This is a genomic window from Capnocytophaga sp. oral taxon 878, from assembly GCF_002999135.1.
Classification (GTDB): domain Bacteria; phylum Bacteroidota; class Bacteroidia; order Flavobacteriales; family Flavobacteriaceae; genus Capnocytophaga.
Genome location: NZ_CP027229.1, coordinates 1,140,994 through 1,155,543 on the forward strand (window position 1 = coordinate 1,140,994; position 14,550 = coordinate 1,155,543).

The window sequence follows — 14,550 nt, forward strand, 5'->3', positions numbered from 1 at the left end:
TATTATAAGGAAAATATCGTGCCAAACTTCTATTTCAAGATATAGTATTCTTTAAAACACTATAAATCAACATCTATTTTGAATATATCTACAACATTAGGATACTAAACACATAAATAAAACTGTATAAAAACACATTCTATCATGTGTTTTTATACAGTTTTATTTTATACACATACTCTATAAACTCACTTGTTTCAGATATGATGCTGCATCAGGTCCTTCATGAAAAAGAAGATCTAAAACAGATAAGTTAGGAATAAACCCATACTTATCTGAAAATATTTGGTGATAAGCAGGCATACTTACTAGATACTCTTTCTTAGCACTACTAAGGTAACGATAGTCCTTACACTTTGGTTCAGCTTCATAAGTAGTAGTTCTATCAAAATTGATATGTACCAACATACAAGCTAAAACTGTCTCTATAGTATCTATATTCACATCCAATAGGTAAGTATATGATTTCTCAAAAACACGTACCAAATCATCCTCATAATACTCAAAATAAGGCGAAGTACGATAAGCTGTCTCTAAACTCTTCCAATGTAGTCGCTGCCACCCAAAGTGATTTTCTACTTTCACATCTTTAAATAACTGCCTACCAGTATCTCCTCCTACATGTTTGATAGGCAAGTTCAAGGCTTGTTTGCCATTTGCACCATAAATATAAGTGCGATTACGCAATGTCTGCTTCTGGTAGTTATCTGATACCTCTAATATACAAGGATTGCTCAATAACAAATGAAATTGGGCTATTGAAGGAAAATAGGTAGGATGTAATAACACTTGTTCTATCATCTTTAAGTCGCTTTATTATCTTTCTTCTTCTTCACCAAACTATAGACACCCCAGCCACCTAAAAGTACTAACACTACCCAACCGTATGACACAGGCTCTCCTTCTCCATTCACGGTAGTAAATAATCGCTTCCAACGTATTTTATTGAAACCGGACTGGTATTTATCTATACTCATCCACACCAATACTGGCTTACCTACTATATGATCTTCAGGCACAAATCCCCAGAACCTACTATCTTCCGAATTATGTCTATTATCACCCATCATCCAATAATAATCCTGAGCAAATGTATAGCTCGTAACTTTCTGCCCATTAATATAAATATCTGTTCCTTTCACTTCCAGCATATTATGCTCATAAGTAGTTATAATACTTTTGTACAAAGGCAAGTTTTCAATTGTTAAATCTACTGCCTTACCTTTTGCCGGGATAGTAATAGGTCCATAATTATCCTCATTCCAAGCAAAAGCAGGACTATGCGGAAATATCGCAGGATTATACCCTTTATTGTTTACATTCCTGCTTACCGAAACTATACTACTATTCGCTGCCAGCGCATTAGCTACATCATTGGTAAGCGAAGTAAAAATATAAGTATCTTTAGCTACTTGATACGAAGGGTCTGTAACTCCAAACTGATGATACATTGTCGCACTAAACTCTTCTGTGCTACTAAATATATTTGGTTTAGTAATCACTATATACGAAGTTTGTAGCTTTGCTCTCACAGGGTAAATCTCTTTCTTACCATTAATCCACACATCACCATCTTTTATCTCAAACACGTCCCCTGGTATAGCCACTGTACGCTTTACATAGTTTGATTTTTTATCAATAGGTTTATCTACGTGTATACCCGAATTATCCCTGAAAAAACGCACTGTATCCGTAGGCCAGTTAAACACTGTAATATCATTGCGTTCTACTTTCTGCAATGATGGTAAGCGCAAGTAAGGTAATTGGGGCGTCTTAATGTATGATTTAGTTCCTATTATTGGAATAGAATCATGTACCATAGGTAGTGATAGTGGCGTCATAGGCACACGTACTCCATAGTGAAACTTACTCACAAAAAGAAAATCCCCCACTAATAAAGTCTTTTCCAATGACGATGTTGGTATCATATAAGGCTGAATAAAATAGGTATGAATACCCGATGCTGCTACTACGGCAAACAGCACAGCACTCACCCATGACGATACATTTTTCCTTATAACATCCGCATCTTTACCCACATATACAGTCTTAGGTAAATACATCACATAAGCTGTAAATAAGCCCAAGGTAACAACCGATAAAAGTGTATAACGCTTCTTCCGATAGTTAAATACATGTAACCACTCATAAGTCATCACTATTATCATAATATTCCCTATTACAGGCAGATATAACAAAAATACCCACCACCAAGGACGTGAAATGATACGCAAAAAGATAACTGTATTATAAAAAGGCACAAAAGCTTGCCAAGCCTTATAGCCTGCCTTCTCATAACCTTTCCAAAAAAATAGCCCATTAATGAGCTGTGCAATAATTAAAATATATAAATATACCATAGTCTAATGATTAAAGTTTGTCACCCTTTATCTGTCTCAAAAACTCTGCTACCCCATCCTTACTATGGTGCAGTGTTATATGGTTGGCCACAGCCTTCACTTCTTCGCGTGCATTATCTACTGCTACACCACATCCCACACCCTCTAGCATCTCTAGGTCATTATAGTTATCACCAAAAGCTATCGCTTCTTTCAATGAAAGATGATAAATCTCATCCAGCACTATCTTTACTCCTGTAAGTTTTGATACACTAATGTCCGATACCTCAATATATGTCTCTTTTGCCCTATAAATCTGCATCACATTGGCGTATTTCTCATTCAGTAAGCCAAACATCCGCTCAATAAGAGCCTCTTCACCCATTAGCATCAGTTTATGAGCTCCATGTCCTGCCTCCTTCCATTTCGTTAGCACCTCACCGTTAGCAAGCACTTCAGGCGATACCAATGTATTGCGTTCCTCACGCTTAGCCCATTGGTCATATTGGGGCACATACCATTCATCTCTGTAATAAAAACTGATATGTATCTCACCACCAAATAATTGCTCATTTAAAGCCACCACTTCCTCCAATATTGAAAGCGGAATAGCAGCCGAATGCAACACCTTATCTCCATTAAGTACCAAACCTCCATTATAGGCAATAAGAGGCAAACCCATCACTCCCAAATCCTTTTGTAGATGATACATCTGTCGCGGCATCCGTGACGATACCAATATAAAAGGCTCTTTCAAGGCCCCTACTTGTTCAATAGTTCTTTCAGATAAAGCCCGCTCCCCATTAAGAAGCGTCCCATCAATATCCGAAAATATAATTTTGTACATTTTGAGTATGATTTTTTTTGAGACTGCAAAGATAATGCCTTTTTTTTGAATAAAGCTCTTTTTTATTACAAAAAAGTTATCCTTCTCCCCAGCAGCAGTATCCTCACCGCCTACCCTACACCATCTCTTTTATAATCTCCACCTCAGCATGAGGCTGAAAAATATATTTCTTTCCCGTACTTAGCTCCGTACAGTCATAACACTTCACCCGCCTTTGCCCCTTCCGGAACACACGCCCATCCTTAATCCGAAAAGTACTCCCTATCGGAATTTCATATATAAAACTCACATTACCAACAGCATCGTATTGCTTCAAAGCAATTGCCAGCACAGGGTCAATATCACTGCTGGACATTGGGTTCATAAAATGTCGCTGTAACACCCCCAATAACTGTTGCGGAAACACCTCAGGCACAATAAAAGGCAACATCATCTGCCTAAAAGTATATTTCCATTCATTACCGTGGGGCTTAATAAGTCTCCCATAACGTTCAAAAGCCACCAAATGTGCCACCTCGTGAATAAAAGTAATCAAAAACCTATATTTATTAGCCGTAGCATTCATCGTGATGAGATGTTGCCCATTGGGAAGTTGCCGATAATCACCATGCCTTGTCTTTCGCTCATTCACAATCCTCAAATAAATGTTATTTGCTTTTATAAGTTCAAAACAAGGAGCCACTGCGTTCTCGGGTAAATATTTAGCAAGTATCTCGTTCATAGCAGGCAAATGTACGAATTATTTTTAATTCTCACAAAAAAAATATTCCCCCCAACATCCCCTTACCCTCCCCCTATCCTGAACGAACGAATAACGAAGGATAAACGAACTATAAACGAAGGATAGTAGGTCTGTTTATATCCCAATTTACAAATTTGCCAATTCCCTAATTTTTTATTACCTTTGCACTCATAACCCGCTCATCTGCTAATAAAAAATGTCATTCAAAAGCTATTTACAATTCTTATTAAAATCAACTAATCAGCACGGCGTGCACTCTCCTTTTGTATATCTTTTTGTCACCCAATGCCTTTATAACAAGCAGTTAGCAACAAAAAAGGAGCTCATAGCCCCTACCCCTACCCTATCCACAAAACAACAACTACTACTGCTAAAAATAATCCGCTATTTTAGCATAAAAACCATCTTTACCGATGATCCTACACTAAGCAAACTCATACCACCGAAGGATCACTGCACCCTCACACCCCATCTCTCTACCACTCCCTTACCTCAGCTATTATTCATCAATCACCCTACTCAGCAAGCCACCACCTACCTCAGCTATATGCACAATGATAGCATACTCATTATCAACAACATTCATCAAGAAGGGACAAATAAAAAGTTATGGCAACAGCTTATTTCCAGCAGCAAAGTAACCGCCCATATCAGCGTCTATCATCAAGGCTATATTTTTATCCGAAAAGAACAACCCAAGCAAGCCTTCTTCATAAGGTAGAAACAAAAAAAGGAGGTAAAACACCAAGTGTTTTACCTCCTTTTTTATCTACTATCTAAAAGCTTACTTATCTAAAAGATACGCAAAAATCAGCGGAGCCACTATTGTAGCATCCGATTCTACTATAAATTTAGGAGTATCTACATCTAGTTTACCCCACGTAATCTTCTCATTAGGCACAGCTCCCGAATAAGATCCGTAACTAGTAGTCGAGTCAGAAATCTGACAGAAATATGACCAGAAAGGCACATCTTCCCACTCCAAATCCTGATACATCATAGGCACCACACAAATAGGGAAATCACCAGCTATACCACCTCCTATTTGGAAGAAACCAACTCCTTTACCTCCCGAGTTAGCTCTATACCACTCAGTAAGATAAATCATATACTCAATACCACTCTTTACAGTCGAAGCTTTTAAGTTACCCTTAATCACGTTTGAAGCAAAAATATTACCAGTAGTGGAGTCTTCCCATCCCGGACACACTATAGGCAGATTTCTTTCAGCAGCTGCCAATATCCAAGAGTTTTTAGGATCAATTTCATAATATTGCTCCAATACCCCCGATTTCACCACTTGGTATAAATATTCATGAGGAAAATAGCGCTCTCCTTTACTTTCAGCCCTATGCCACACCTCTTCTAAGTGTTTTTGCAAACGGCGAAAAGCCTCCTCTTCAGGAATACAAGTATCAGTTACACGGTTATAGTGTCCGTCCAATAGTTCTTTTTCCTGTTCAGGGGTAAGGTCACGGTAGTGTGGTACACGTTTGTAGTGTGAGTGTGCAACAAGGTTCATCACATCTTCTTCAAGGTTAGCCCCTGTACATGAAATGATATCTACCTTACCCGCACGAATCATCTCTGCAAGTGATATCCCTAACTCGGCAGTACTCATAGCACCCGCTAAGGCTACTAACATTTTCCCACCTTCAGTAATATGGGTTTCATACCCTTTAGCAGCATCTACCAAAGCCGCTGCATTAAAGTGCAAAAAATTCTTCTCAATAAACTGAGAAATAGGTCCTTTACTCATTATCTTAAACAATTATAATTGACAATTAAAAATCTACTTATTTACTAACTAACTGTATAGCTTGTTCCTTCTTTACCATCTTTAAGCTGTATGCCCAAAGCCAAAAGCTCATCCCTAATCTTATCCGACAAAGCCCAGTCTCTATTAGCCCTAGCCTCCATCCTCATATTGATAAGTAGTTGCAGCACTCCATCCAGCTTATCATTGCTATTACTTGTTTGCTGCTCATTTTGCAAGCCAAGCACATCATACACAAAGGCATTCATCAAGTCCTTTAATTCACGTAACTCTCCTACCGAAATCTTCTCATCACTATTTATCCATTTTACCATTTCAAAAAGATGAGCTATGAGGATAGGTGAATTAAAATCGTCTAAAAGGGCATCATAACATTTTTGTTTCCATTGATCAATTTCATACGAAAGGGGACCTGGGTGCTCTAAATCAGTAGACATTTCATTCAATGTTTTTACAGCTTCCATAAGCCTATTAAAACCTTTTTCAGCAGCAAGCATAGCCTCATTCGAAATGTCAAGCACACTACGATAGTGAGCCTGCATAAAGCAAAAACGTATTACAGCTGGGGCAAAAGGTTTCTCAAAGAAAGTATTTTCCCCGCTTATAAGTTGCATAGGCAGTATATAATTCCCCGTCGATTTACTCATACGTTGCCCATTCATCGTAAGCATATTAGCATGCATCCAGTAGCGCACAGGGCTCTCCCCATGTCCTGCCTTTCCTTGTGCTATTTCACATTCGTGGTGCGGAAACTTCAAGTCCATACCACCTCCGTGAATATCAAACTGGTTGCCCAAGTACTTCGTGCTCATCACTGTACATTCTAAGTGCCAACCAGGGAACCCATCTCCCCAAGGCGATGCCCAGCGCATAATATGTGCAGGCGATGCCTTCTTCCATAGTGCAAAGTCCTGAGGGTTACGCTTCTCTCCTTGCCCGTCCAAATCACGGGTATTAGCAAAAAGTTCTTCTATATTCCTACGCGAAAGCTCACCGTAATTAAGCCCGCGTTTATTATATTCTAATACATCAAAATATACCGAACCATTACTTTCATAGGCAAAACCATCAGCAAGTAGTTTTTCAGTAAGCTGTATCTGTTCCAATATATGCCCAGTTGCAGTAGGCTCTATAGTAGGAGGCAAAAGATTAAATATCTGTAATACCTTATGAAAATCCACAGTATATTTTTGTACTATTTCCATAGGTTCAAGTTTCTCCAATCGCGATTGCTTTACAAAGCGGTCATTATTCACATCGCCATCATCAGTCAGGTGCCCCGCATCTGTAATATTGCGCACATAGCGCACTTTATACCCTAAGAATTTCAGCGTACGATATACAAAATCAAACGACATAAATGTACGTACATTGCCCAAATGTACATTGCTGTACACAGTAGGTCCACATACATACATCCCTACATTATTTTCGTGTAAAGGCTTAAAAATTTCTTTCTCTCCGGTTAATGAATTAAATATCTTTAATTGATTCATTATATTTATATTTTGCTTCAACTATAACTGAAAACTATCTATTCTCTATTATATTGTATGTAATTACAATACTTCATCTCCTATTCTTTCTCGTACTTTATAGCGCTCCTCATTACTTTTTGTCTTTAAAATGATCTCACCCAAAAAGCCTGCTATAAAAAGTTGTGTACCTATTACCATTGTGGTAAGTGCAATATAAAACTGAGGCCGATTAGCTATAAGCCTACCATTCGGATTGATAAATAACTTGTCAATACCCAAATAAGCAGCAAACAAAAATCCTATAAAGAACATCAGCACTCCCAATGCCCCAAAAAAATGCATAGGTCGCTTCCCAAAATGCGATAAGAAACTAATAGTAATAAGGTCTAAAAAACCATTAACAAACCTATTCATACCAAACTTCGTTACCCCATATTTTCTTGCTTGGTGCTGCACTACTTTTTCTGTTATCCTTCCAAATCCAGCATTCTTTGCCAGTACAGGAATATAACGATGCATCTCCCCCGATACTTCTATATTCTTTACCACCTCATTTCGATAAGCCTTAAGCCCACAATTAAAATCATGTAAAGTAAGTCCAGAAGTTTTGCGAGCTGCCCAATTAAATAATTTTGAAGGCAAATTCTTTGCTAAAACAGAATCATAGCGCTTCTTCTTCCACCCCGATACAAGATCATATCCCTCTTCAGTTATCATTTGGTAAAGGGCAGGTATTTCTTCAGGACTGTCTTGCAAGTCTGCATCCATAGTTATTACCACATCCCCTTGTGCTTGCTTAAAACCTGCGTGTAAGGCTTGCGATTTGCCGTAATTGCGCAAAAATCGTATTCCTTGTATCTTATTGTCTTTTATAGCAAGCTCTCTAATTACCTGCCATGAGCCATCAGTACTTCCATCATCTACAAAAATAATTTCGTATGAATATTGGTGTGCACCTAGCACCCTCACTATCCACGCATAAAGCTCTGGCAGTGATTCTTGTTCATTCAGCAGGGGTATAACGATTGATATATTCATCTTCTTTTCAGATAAGAAATAAGAGGTTAAAAGATATTCACTTCAAATTCTAAAGTAATACCAAACTTTTTAGCTACCTCTTCCTTAACATAGTAGGCAAGAGCCAAAACTTCTTGTCCTGTAGCCTTACCATAATTTACCAGCACCAAGGCTTGGTGGGTATGTACACCTGCATCTCCTTGTCTATACCCCTTAAGGCCACAGCGGTCTATAAGCCAACCTGCAGGCACTTTAGTATGAGTAACATCTACAGTATATGAGGGCATATCTGGGTACTGCTGTTGTAGCTTCTGGTATTCATCTGTAAGTATAATAGGATTTTTAAAGAAACTACCACTATTCCCTAATTCAGCAGGATTAGGTAATTTGCTTTCTCTTATACTTATCACTACCTCAGCCACTTGTTTAGGAGTTGGTTGTGTAATCCCTCTCTCTGCAAGTTTTTCTTGTATAGCACCGTATTGGGTATGCAAGTGGTGATTATGTTTGCTTAATTTAAAAGTGACTGCTGTAATAATGTAATTCCCCTTTTCTTTACCTTTAAAAACAGATTCACGATAAGCAAAATCACATTCACCCGTAGTAAATATACGCTTCTCTTGGGTATGTACATTTATTGCCTCACAGCTATACATAACATCTTTAATCTCTACCCCATAAGCTCCTATATTCTGCACAGGTGCGGTGCCCACATTACCGTAAATAAGAGCCAAATTCTCCAATCCTCCATACCCCTGTTCTAAACTATGCATTACAAAAGAGTGCCAATTCTCCCCAGCTTGTGCCTTAAGCCATACTTCATCATCTGTTTCTTTAACAATGGTAATCCCTTTCAGTAGTATATGAAAAACAGGCTGTGTCACATCTGTGGTAAGCAGCATATTACTTCCTCCACCCAACACAAACGGATTAGAGTACTGTTTCAAAGCCTCTATCAACTCTCTTTCCGAGCGGATAGCAAGATAGGTATCAGCTTCTGCTTTTATATTAAAAGTATTAGGTATCAGCATACTATAGCCCTTAGTTAAAGGATAATAGGTTAGAAAATCAAGGCAAAGGTACGGCAAAAAAAGCAGACTAAAAAATTTAATTACTTTTTTCTTTGTACGGATTAGGTCTATACCCCTCTAGCAGAGCATCATTTTCCATAATGAACGGAATAGCCGTTGGCTGATTCCACTCCACATCATAGCGGTTCATTAAGTAATCACTAAGTTCAGTCCGATTGGCAAATATTATTGCTTGATAAGGCTCTTGGAAAGCTAATTTTTCAACAAAAAGCAACTTACCCTCAAAGGGCACCAATACCCCTACGTGGCCTACAAAAAGGAAGTTTTCTTCTGGGGAAAGCTGTGAGTGAAAAACTACCGAAATAAGCGATGCTTTAGCAGGGTCTCCTTTATAACGAAACTCTATGCCTCGCTCTTTCCACACCTGTTGTAACCTTTGCAAGTGCGCTTCCATTTCTTTAGTGTTAGTGGTAGGCACTTCTGTAAAAAGAGTAAAGAAATTATTTTCTTCTTGCGCTGTAAAATACTTTTTAGGAGCATTATTTAAAGACTCTCTATCTATAAAAAGCACCTCATCTTCTTCTTTATTAAGCTTTGTATCAGCATTAAAGCCAACCAAATCACGTAATAAAGTAAAAGAAGTTAGCCTACAATTATACCCCTGAAAAGTTTGATACTTATCCATCCATTTTTTTTGTATGGCTACCTCATCATATTTAGGCTGCAAACCATTAATAGTAGTAAAGCCTTTGGGTGCCAAACCCGCCTTATTACCCACAGTTTGGTTAAAAAGATTTACGCTCTCCAAAAAAGCATCAACATTAGTTGCCGATACCCCTGCCTCCACAAGGGCTTCTCGCACTTGTTGTTGGGTAGGTGCATCTACCAAGTTTGAATAAGTAAGCTGAAGTGTACTATCTCCTTCGGCTGTTTTAGGTTGCTGGCAAGCCGTAGCTACCAAGGCAAAAGCTGTAATTAATAAAAGTTTTTTCATTATATAAAAAATATTTTTGCGGGCTTTTAATAGGTTTTGCGGGCTTTTTGCGGGCAATAACCTTTTTTCTGCGGGCTTTTTAGGATTATTTTAGAACATAATGCCTACTCACACTTGCTCCTAATATTTTAAAAATATTATATTTCTCAACCATCTCTTTCAGTTCATAAGTAGCTGTCCTGTTAGATATTTTATTGAGCTCCATATACCCTTTATTTGTAATTTTGCCATTGTCTTTTACAAAGAACAATGCCTTTATCTGCCTTTCATTCAGTCCTCTTTGCTTCAATTCGACCTCATTAAAAAGGTCTTTAAACTCAATCCAAAAGTCCGAACCTTCTACTGTATAAGAAGGACGCAAAAGCCCTTCTGCTTCACAAAGTTCTGCCATTATACTGATGCCTCTCCCCCAAGATTCTACATAACCACACCTAAAAAAAGCATTCGCAATATCTGGATTGTACGGACGTGAAGAATGCGGCTCCAAAAGTTTTTCTAATGTCCAATTCTCAGGTAAAGTACCTTCATTCCAAATCATTAATTTGTCACGATATACTCTTATTTGTATAGGGGTTAAGCCTGAATAATCTTTATGTGCTATAGCATTAAGCAGTGCCTCTCTCACAGCTTCTTTAGGATACTCATAAGTTTCCACCCTATGAATACCTTCATAACTGATAAAAGCCTTTATATATTTCGTAAAAAGCAATTCAACTGTTTTCTCTACTTGTTCAATAAGATTGCCATGTACCTCATCTTGAAACGCCAGCTCAGCTTCTCGCTGAAAGTAGCCTATTTTAACATAAGCTCCAGTAACAAACTTCTCCGGATTAGGGTGAAATAACAATACTGCAGCACGTTTTAAATAGCCTTCTTCTATAAGATTTAAGTTTTCTAAAAGCTGTTCAGCATTTTCAGGCAAAATACTATCTGGCAAACGCTTGCTTCTAATACCTCTCTCACGGAAAAACATTAAGGTTTCTTGTTTCAAATCACTAATTTTCACTTTAGGAATAGGTACACTATCCCAACGTTTCCCTTGCTTTTGCAACAAAAATTTATCCAATGCCACTCCTTTTAATTCTTGCTTGGTAGCACCACTGCGGTAATGATATTGCCCTTTATAATTCACCGGATTAGGATACGGTTCAACCTCTACTTCAAGATAAGCTCCTTGCGGAGTTTCGTGCATATTCACATCAACCAAAATACCCAATACATCCCTTACCTTATTAGGAATATCCTCTAATAGTTTCTTCGCATCAGGCACTCCTACCGTTTCCCCATTATCATTTTTACCAATAAAGATAGTACCCCATTAGCATTGGCAAATCCACAAATCCACTTCAAATATTCATCACGCCAAGAGCTTTTGTATTCTATATTTTGTGTCTCGTGCATTTATATCTCTTCTTTTGAACGCACAAAAGTACAACCTATTTACCAAACTAACAAATTAAGTACTATTTTTTGTCCTTATTCCCCTTTTCCACACCCTTTATCCCATTGCCAAAAACGCAATCTTTTTCCCCTTTCATTAATAATTCTTCAACCTACACTTTCTTCACTTACAATATCATAATCCCCTAATAATCAATTGCATTCACCCCAACTACCACAAATCTCAAACGAACGAAGAACGAACTATAAACGAACTATAAACGAAGGATAAACATCATCCTTCTGATTATCAGCCATTTCACGCACAAATACATTATTATTTTTTTCGCAACAAATCCCGCAAAACATTGCATTTTTACCACAACATTCCCTCTCAAACATAACTCTCTAAAAAAAACTCCCCTAAAGCTACATACCTCCTATAACAAAAAAGCCCGAAAAGCAATAATTAATGCTTTTCAGGCTTCTCTAATTACTAACTAAATCACCAACTCTGGTAATTATTTAACTGTTCTATCTCTTTAATAGGCTCTTCACAGTCATTTCACTCATTAGGCAACAGTCTCAAAAAGGCTATAACCCTTTCACATACTTTGCATATCAATGCAATTAATTGTTTTTTAATGTATATACCAATATCGTATGCCTCTCTCCTGTAAGTGGCATCAAAAAGTCCTCAATAGTACATTGATAATCAAAACCGCATTTTTCAAGTACTCGCTGTGAGGCTACATTCTCCTTGTATGCACCTGCCCATAATCTACTAAAATGCTGTTGCTCAAAGGCGTATTGCACTACCCTTTGGGTAGCTTCTGTAACATAGCCTTTACCCCAAAAGTCTTCTCCAATCCAATAGCCTATTTCAGCTTCATTTTCACCTACCCCAAGTCTACTCTCGCCCTGCAAAAGCAATCCCACACTACCAATAACCGTGTTATCAGGCAAACAAATAGCAAACGAACGAGGGCTGCGAAGTACATTTTCTATAATATCTCGGCTCTCCGCTACACTTTTGTGAGGCATCCAGCCGCACATCTTGCCTATAATAGGATTGTGCGCTTGTACGTATAAAGCTTCAGCATCAGTAACTTCCCACCCCCGAAGCAAAAGGCGTGTCGTATAAAGTGTTTCCATAGTATTTTTAATAAGGATATCTCAACAATGCTTCTCGTAATCTATGTACCAACTCTTCTGTGGCAACACATTCTATAGGAGTCAAATTATCCAATATCAGGGCTCTTTTTTCCAGATATTTCACACTATCCTCCCTATAAATAAAATAGAAAACAGAAGCTATGTCTTCATAAAAATTCAACTTTTCTTTCAATATATTTAATATACTTTCATCTTTCCCAAAAGCAGGAGAATGAAGCTCTTCTTGCACTTTTGCCACAAAAGCTAATTTAAAATGCAAAACTACAAAAAATAATGTAATTAACTCATACAAAGAGGATTATTTTTTTGATAGGAAGATAAGAGAAGACAGAGTCTTAGACGATTTGGACAGGTTTTTTCAAAATTAGGTTTCTAAATCGTTACCTAATGACTTGAAAAAATATTTTCATTAGTAGGTTATATTTCAGTGTTTTACACCTTTTTTCATATTGTACAGTAACTTGATAAAAAGTACTTTCGCAAATTAAAAAATTAGAGTATGAAAAAAGTAAAACGCTCAACCTTTAAGGTATTGTTTTACCTTAAAAAGAATGCCCCAAAGAAGAACGGTAAGGTTGCTATTATGGGGCGTATTACCATTGACAATCAAGTAGCTCAGTTTAGTACAAAACTTGAAATCCTTCCACAGAAATGGGATTTGAAATACGGCAGAGTAACAGGTAAAACAGAGGAAGCTACCCAACTCAACAGAAAGCTGGAAGAGATCCGCTCACGTATGGTTACTCATTATGAGGAGCTGATGAAGTACGAGGGAGTGGTTACTGCTCAGAAGCTAAAAGCCACTTTCCTAGGTATAGGAGTAATGGAAGATTCCTTGCTAAAAGTCTATGAGAAGTTCAAAGAGGACTTTGCTTTGATGGTAGAAAAAGGTGTTAGAAGTTGGAGAACACTTAATAAATACGAAAATGTATACACTCATTTGAGCGAGTTTATCCAGTACAAATACCGTAGAAGTGATATTTCTTTCAAAGAGCTTACAGAAGACTTTATCAACGATTTTGACTTCTATCTTAGAGTCAATAAAAGTCTTACTCACAACACAATATGGGTTTATATGATGCCCCTTTGTAAAATGGTAGAAATAGCTATAGACAAGGGTATTATCTATCGCAATCCTTTTAAGAATTATATAAGTTCTATGGAGGAGAAAGATAGAGGCTATTTGCTTAGAGAGGAAGTAGAAACTCTTTTACAATATCACCCTAAGAGTGCTTCTGCTGAATTAGTACGGGACCTATTTGTGTTTAGTTGCTTTACAGGTTTTTCGTATATTGACATCAAACAGCTCAAGAAAAGTCACTTACAATCGTTCTTTGACGGCAACAAATGGCTTATCAAACGACGTCAGAAATCCGATGTGCCCTGTAATGTACGTTTGTTGGATATAGCCGAGAAAATTATTGAAAAATATGAGGGTACAACTCGTACAGAGGCACTATTTCCTACACCCTCCAATGCTAATTGCAACCTCCTGATTAAAAAGATGATGAAAGATTGTAACATCATTCGTGAAAAACCTATCTCCTTTCACTGGGCACGCCATACCTTTGGTACTCTGTTCTTAACAGAAGGGGTTCCCTTGGAAAGCGTTAGCAAGATGATGGGACATAAGAATATCAAAACCACCCAGATTTATGCTAAAATCACCAATGAGAAAATTAGCAAGGATATGGAAATTGCTGCCGAACGATTAAAGAATTTAAAGATAGGCTAACTAACAAATTTCTTCTTAGAATTAAAATCCATTG

The 14,550-nt window shown here is 37.6% G+C and carries 15 protein-coding genes; 2 read left to right on the forward strand and 13 right to left on the reverse strand.

The window, feature by feature from the left end; translation table 11 throughout:
• Nucleotides 1-180 precede the first annotated feature (180 nt).
• The 4 genes from C4H12_RS05255 to C4H12_RS05270 form a co-directional block, all read right to left on the reverse strand.
• The gene (locus C4H12_RS05255) at nt 181-801 is read right to left on the reverse strand and encodes a WbqC family protein (RefSeq protein WP_106098000.1); all 621 of its coding nucleotides are present in this window, start codon (nt 799-801) and stop codon (nt 181-183) included.
• Between the two features lie 2 nt (nt 802-803).
• On the reverse strand, nt 804-2,360 hold the full coding sequence (gene lepB, locus C4H12_RS05260; protein WP_106098001.1) for a signal peptidase I: 1,557 nt from the start codon (nt 2,358-2,360) through the stop codon (nt 804-806).
• 10 nt (nt 2,361-2,370) lie between these two features.
• Nucleotides 2,371-3,186, reverse strand: coding sequence for an HAD family hydrolase (locus C4H12_RS05265; protein ID WP_106098002.1), 816 nt, complete (start codon nt 3,184-3,186; stop codon nt 2,371-2,373).
• A 115-nt stretch (nt 3,187-3,301) separates the two neighbouring features.
• Nucleotides 3,302-3,907 carry a SprT-like domain-containing protein gene (locus C4H12_RS05270; protein ID WP_106098003.1) on the reverse strand — a complete coding sequence of 202 codons (606 nt, stop codon included), beginning with the start codon at nt 3,905-3,907 and terminating at the stop codon, nt 3,302-3,304.
• A gap of 217 nt (nt 3,908-4,124) precedes the next feature.
• Between C4H12_RS05270 and C4H12_RS05275 the strand changes: the two genes are divergently transcribed.
• Complete coding sequence (locus C4H12_RS05275) at nt 4,125-4,649, forward strand: hypothetical protein (RefSeq protein WP_106098004.1); 525 nt, start codon at nt 4,125-4,127, stop codon at nt 4,647-4,649.
• A 63-nt stretch (nt 4,650-4,712) separates the two neighbouring features.
• On the opposite strand, the gene C4H12_RS05280 is transcribed toward C4H12_RS05275, so the two are convergent.
• The 9 genes from C4H12_RS05280 to C4H12_RS05315 all read right to left on the reverse strand — a co-directional run bounded on the left by C4H12_RS05280 (nt 4,713) and on the right by C4H12_RS05315 (nt 13,073).
• Nucleotides 4,713-5,687, reverse strand: coding sequence for a deoxyhypusine synthase family protein (locus tag C4H12_RS05280; protein WP_106098005.1), 975 nt, complete (start codon nt 5,685-5,687; stop codon nt 4,713-4,715).
• Between the two features lie 44 nt (nt 5,688-5,731).
• Nucleotides 5,732-7,204 carry a cysteine--tRNA ligase gene (gene cysS, locus C4H12_RS05285; protein ID WP_106099436.1) on the reverse strand — a complete coding sequence of 491 codons (1,473 nt, stop codon included), beginning with the start codon at nt 7,202-7,204 and terminating at the stop codon, nt 5,732-5,734.
• 60 nt (nt 7,205-7,264) lie between these two features.
• The gene (locus C4H12_RS05290) at nt 7,265-8,221 is read right to left on the reverse strand and encodes a glycosyltransferase family 2 protein (protein ID WP_106098006.1); all 957 of its coding nucleotides are present in this window, start codon (nt 8,219-8,221) and stop codon (nt 7,265-7,267) included.
• A 26-nt stretch (nt 8,222-8,247) separates the two neighbouring features.
• On the reverse strand, nt 8,248-9,231 hold the full coding sequence (gene murB, locus C4H12_RS05295; protein ID WP_106098007.1) for a UDP-N-acetylmuramate dehydrogenase: 984 nt from the start codon (nt 9,229-9,231) through the stop codon (nt 8,248-8,250).
• A gap of 76 nt (nt 9,232-9,307) precedes the next feature.
• Complete coding sequence (locus tag C4H12_RS05300; RefSeq protein WP_106098008.1) at nt 9,308-10,225, reverse strand: DUF4300 family protein; 918 nt, start codon at nt 10,223-10,225, stop codon at nt 9,308-9,310.
• Between the two features lie 85 nt (nt 10,226-10,310).
• Nucleotides 10,311-11,495: an ATP-binding protein gene (locus tag C4H12_RS05305; RefSeq protein ID WP_254424816.1), complete on the reverse strand. Its 1,185-nt coding sequence runs from the start codon at nt 11,493-11,495 to the stop codon at nt 10,311-10,313.
• Nucleotides 11,496-11,497: 2 nt separating this feature from the next.
• Nucleotides 11,498-11,626, reverse strand: a complete 129-nt coding sequence (locus C4H12_RS13830) for a helix-turn-helix domain-containing protein (RefSeq protein WP_254424817.1) — start codon at nt 11,624-11,626, stop codon at nt 11,498-11,500.
• Between the two features lie 609 nt (nt 11,627-12,235).
• Nucleotides 12,236-12,760: a GNAT family N-acetyltransferase gene (locus C4H12_RS05310; protein WP_106098009.1), complete on the reverse strand. Its 525-nt coding sequence runs from the start codon at nt 12,758-12,760 to the stop codon at nt 12,236-12,238.
• 7 nt (nt 12,761-12,767) lie between these two features.
• On the reverse strand, nt 12,768-13,073 hold the full coding sequence (locus C4H12_RS05315; protein ID WP_129588209.1) for a hypothetical protein: 306 nt from the start codon (nt 13,071-13,073) through the stop codon (nt 12,768-12,770).
• Between the two features lie 207 nt (nt 13,074-13,280).
• Here C4H12_RS05315 and C4H12_RS05320 point away from each other — a divergent pair, with 207 nt between their 5' ends.
• Entirely contained in the window at nt 13,281-14,516 is a 1,236-nt protein-coding gene (locus tag C4H12_RS05320; protein ID WP_106098011.1) for a site-specific integrase, read from the forward strand.
• Nucleotides 14,517-14,550: the final 34 nt, after the last annotated feature.

What these genes read in the sequence shown, in the direction of transcription:
- C4H12_RS05280 (WP_106098005.1), bottom strand. Translation starts at nt 5,687, where the DNA reads ATGAGTAAAGGACCTATTTCTCAGTTTATTGAGAAGAATTTTTTGCAC.
- C4H12_RS05275 (WP_106098004.1), top strand. Translation starts at nt 4,125, where the DNA reads ATGTCATTCAAAAGCTATTTACAATTCTTATTAAAATCAACTAATCAG.
- murB (WP_106098007.1), bottom strand. Translation starts at nt 9,231, where the DNA reads ATGCTGATACCTAATACTTTTAATATAAAAGCAGAAGCTGATACCTAT.
- C4H12_RS05320 (WP_106098011.1), top strand. Translation starts at nt 13,281, where the DNA reads ATGAAAAAAGTAAAACGCTCAACCTTTAAGGTATTGTTTTACCTTAAA.
- lepB (WP_106098001.1), bottom strand. Translation starts at nt 2,360, where the DNA reads ATGGTATATTTATATATTTTAATTATTGCACAGCTCATTAATGGGCTA.
- C4H12_RS05310 (WP_106098009.1), bottom strand. Translation starts at nt 12,760, where the DNA reads ATGGAAACACTTTATACGACACGCCTTTTGCTTCGGGGGTGGGAAGTT.
- C4H12_RS05290 (WP_106098006.1), bottom strand. Translation starts at nt 8,221, where the DNA reads ATGAATATATCAATCGTTATACCCCTGCTGAATGAACAAGAATCACTG.
- C4H12_RS05265 (WP_106098002.1), bottom strand. Translation starts at nt 3,186, where the DNA reads ATGTACAAAATTATATTTTCGGATATTGATGGGACGCTTCTTAATGGG.
- C4H12_RS13830 (WP_254424817.1), bottom strand. Translation starts at nt 11,626, where the DNA reads ATGCACGAGACACAAAATATAGAATACAAAAGCTCTTGGCGTGATGAA.
- C4H12_RS05255 (WP_106098000.1), bottom strand. Translation starts at nt 801, where the DNA reads ATGATAGAACAAGTGTTATTACATCCTACCTATTTTCCTTCAATAGCC.
- C4H12_RS05270 (WP_106098003.1), bottom strand. Translation starts at nt 3,907, where the DNA reads ATGAACGAGATACTTGCTAAATATTTACCCGAGAACGCAGTGGCTCCT.
- C4H12_RS05300 (WP_106098008.1), bottom strand. Translation starts at nt 10,225, where the DNA reads ATGAAAAAACTTTTATTAATTACAGCTTTTGCCTTGGTAGCTACGGCT.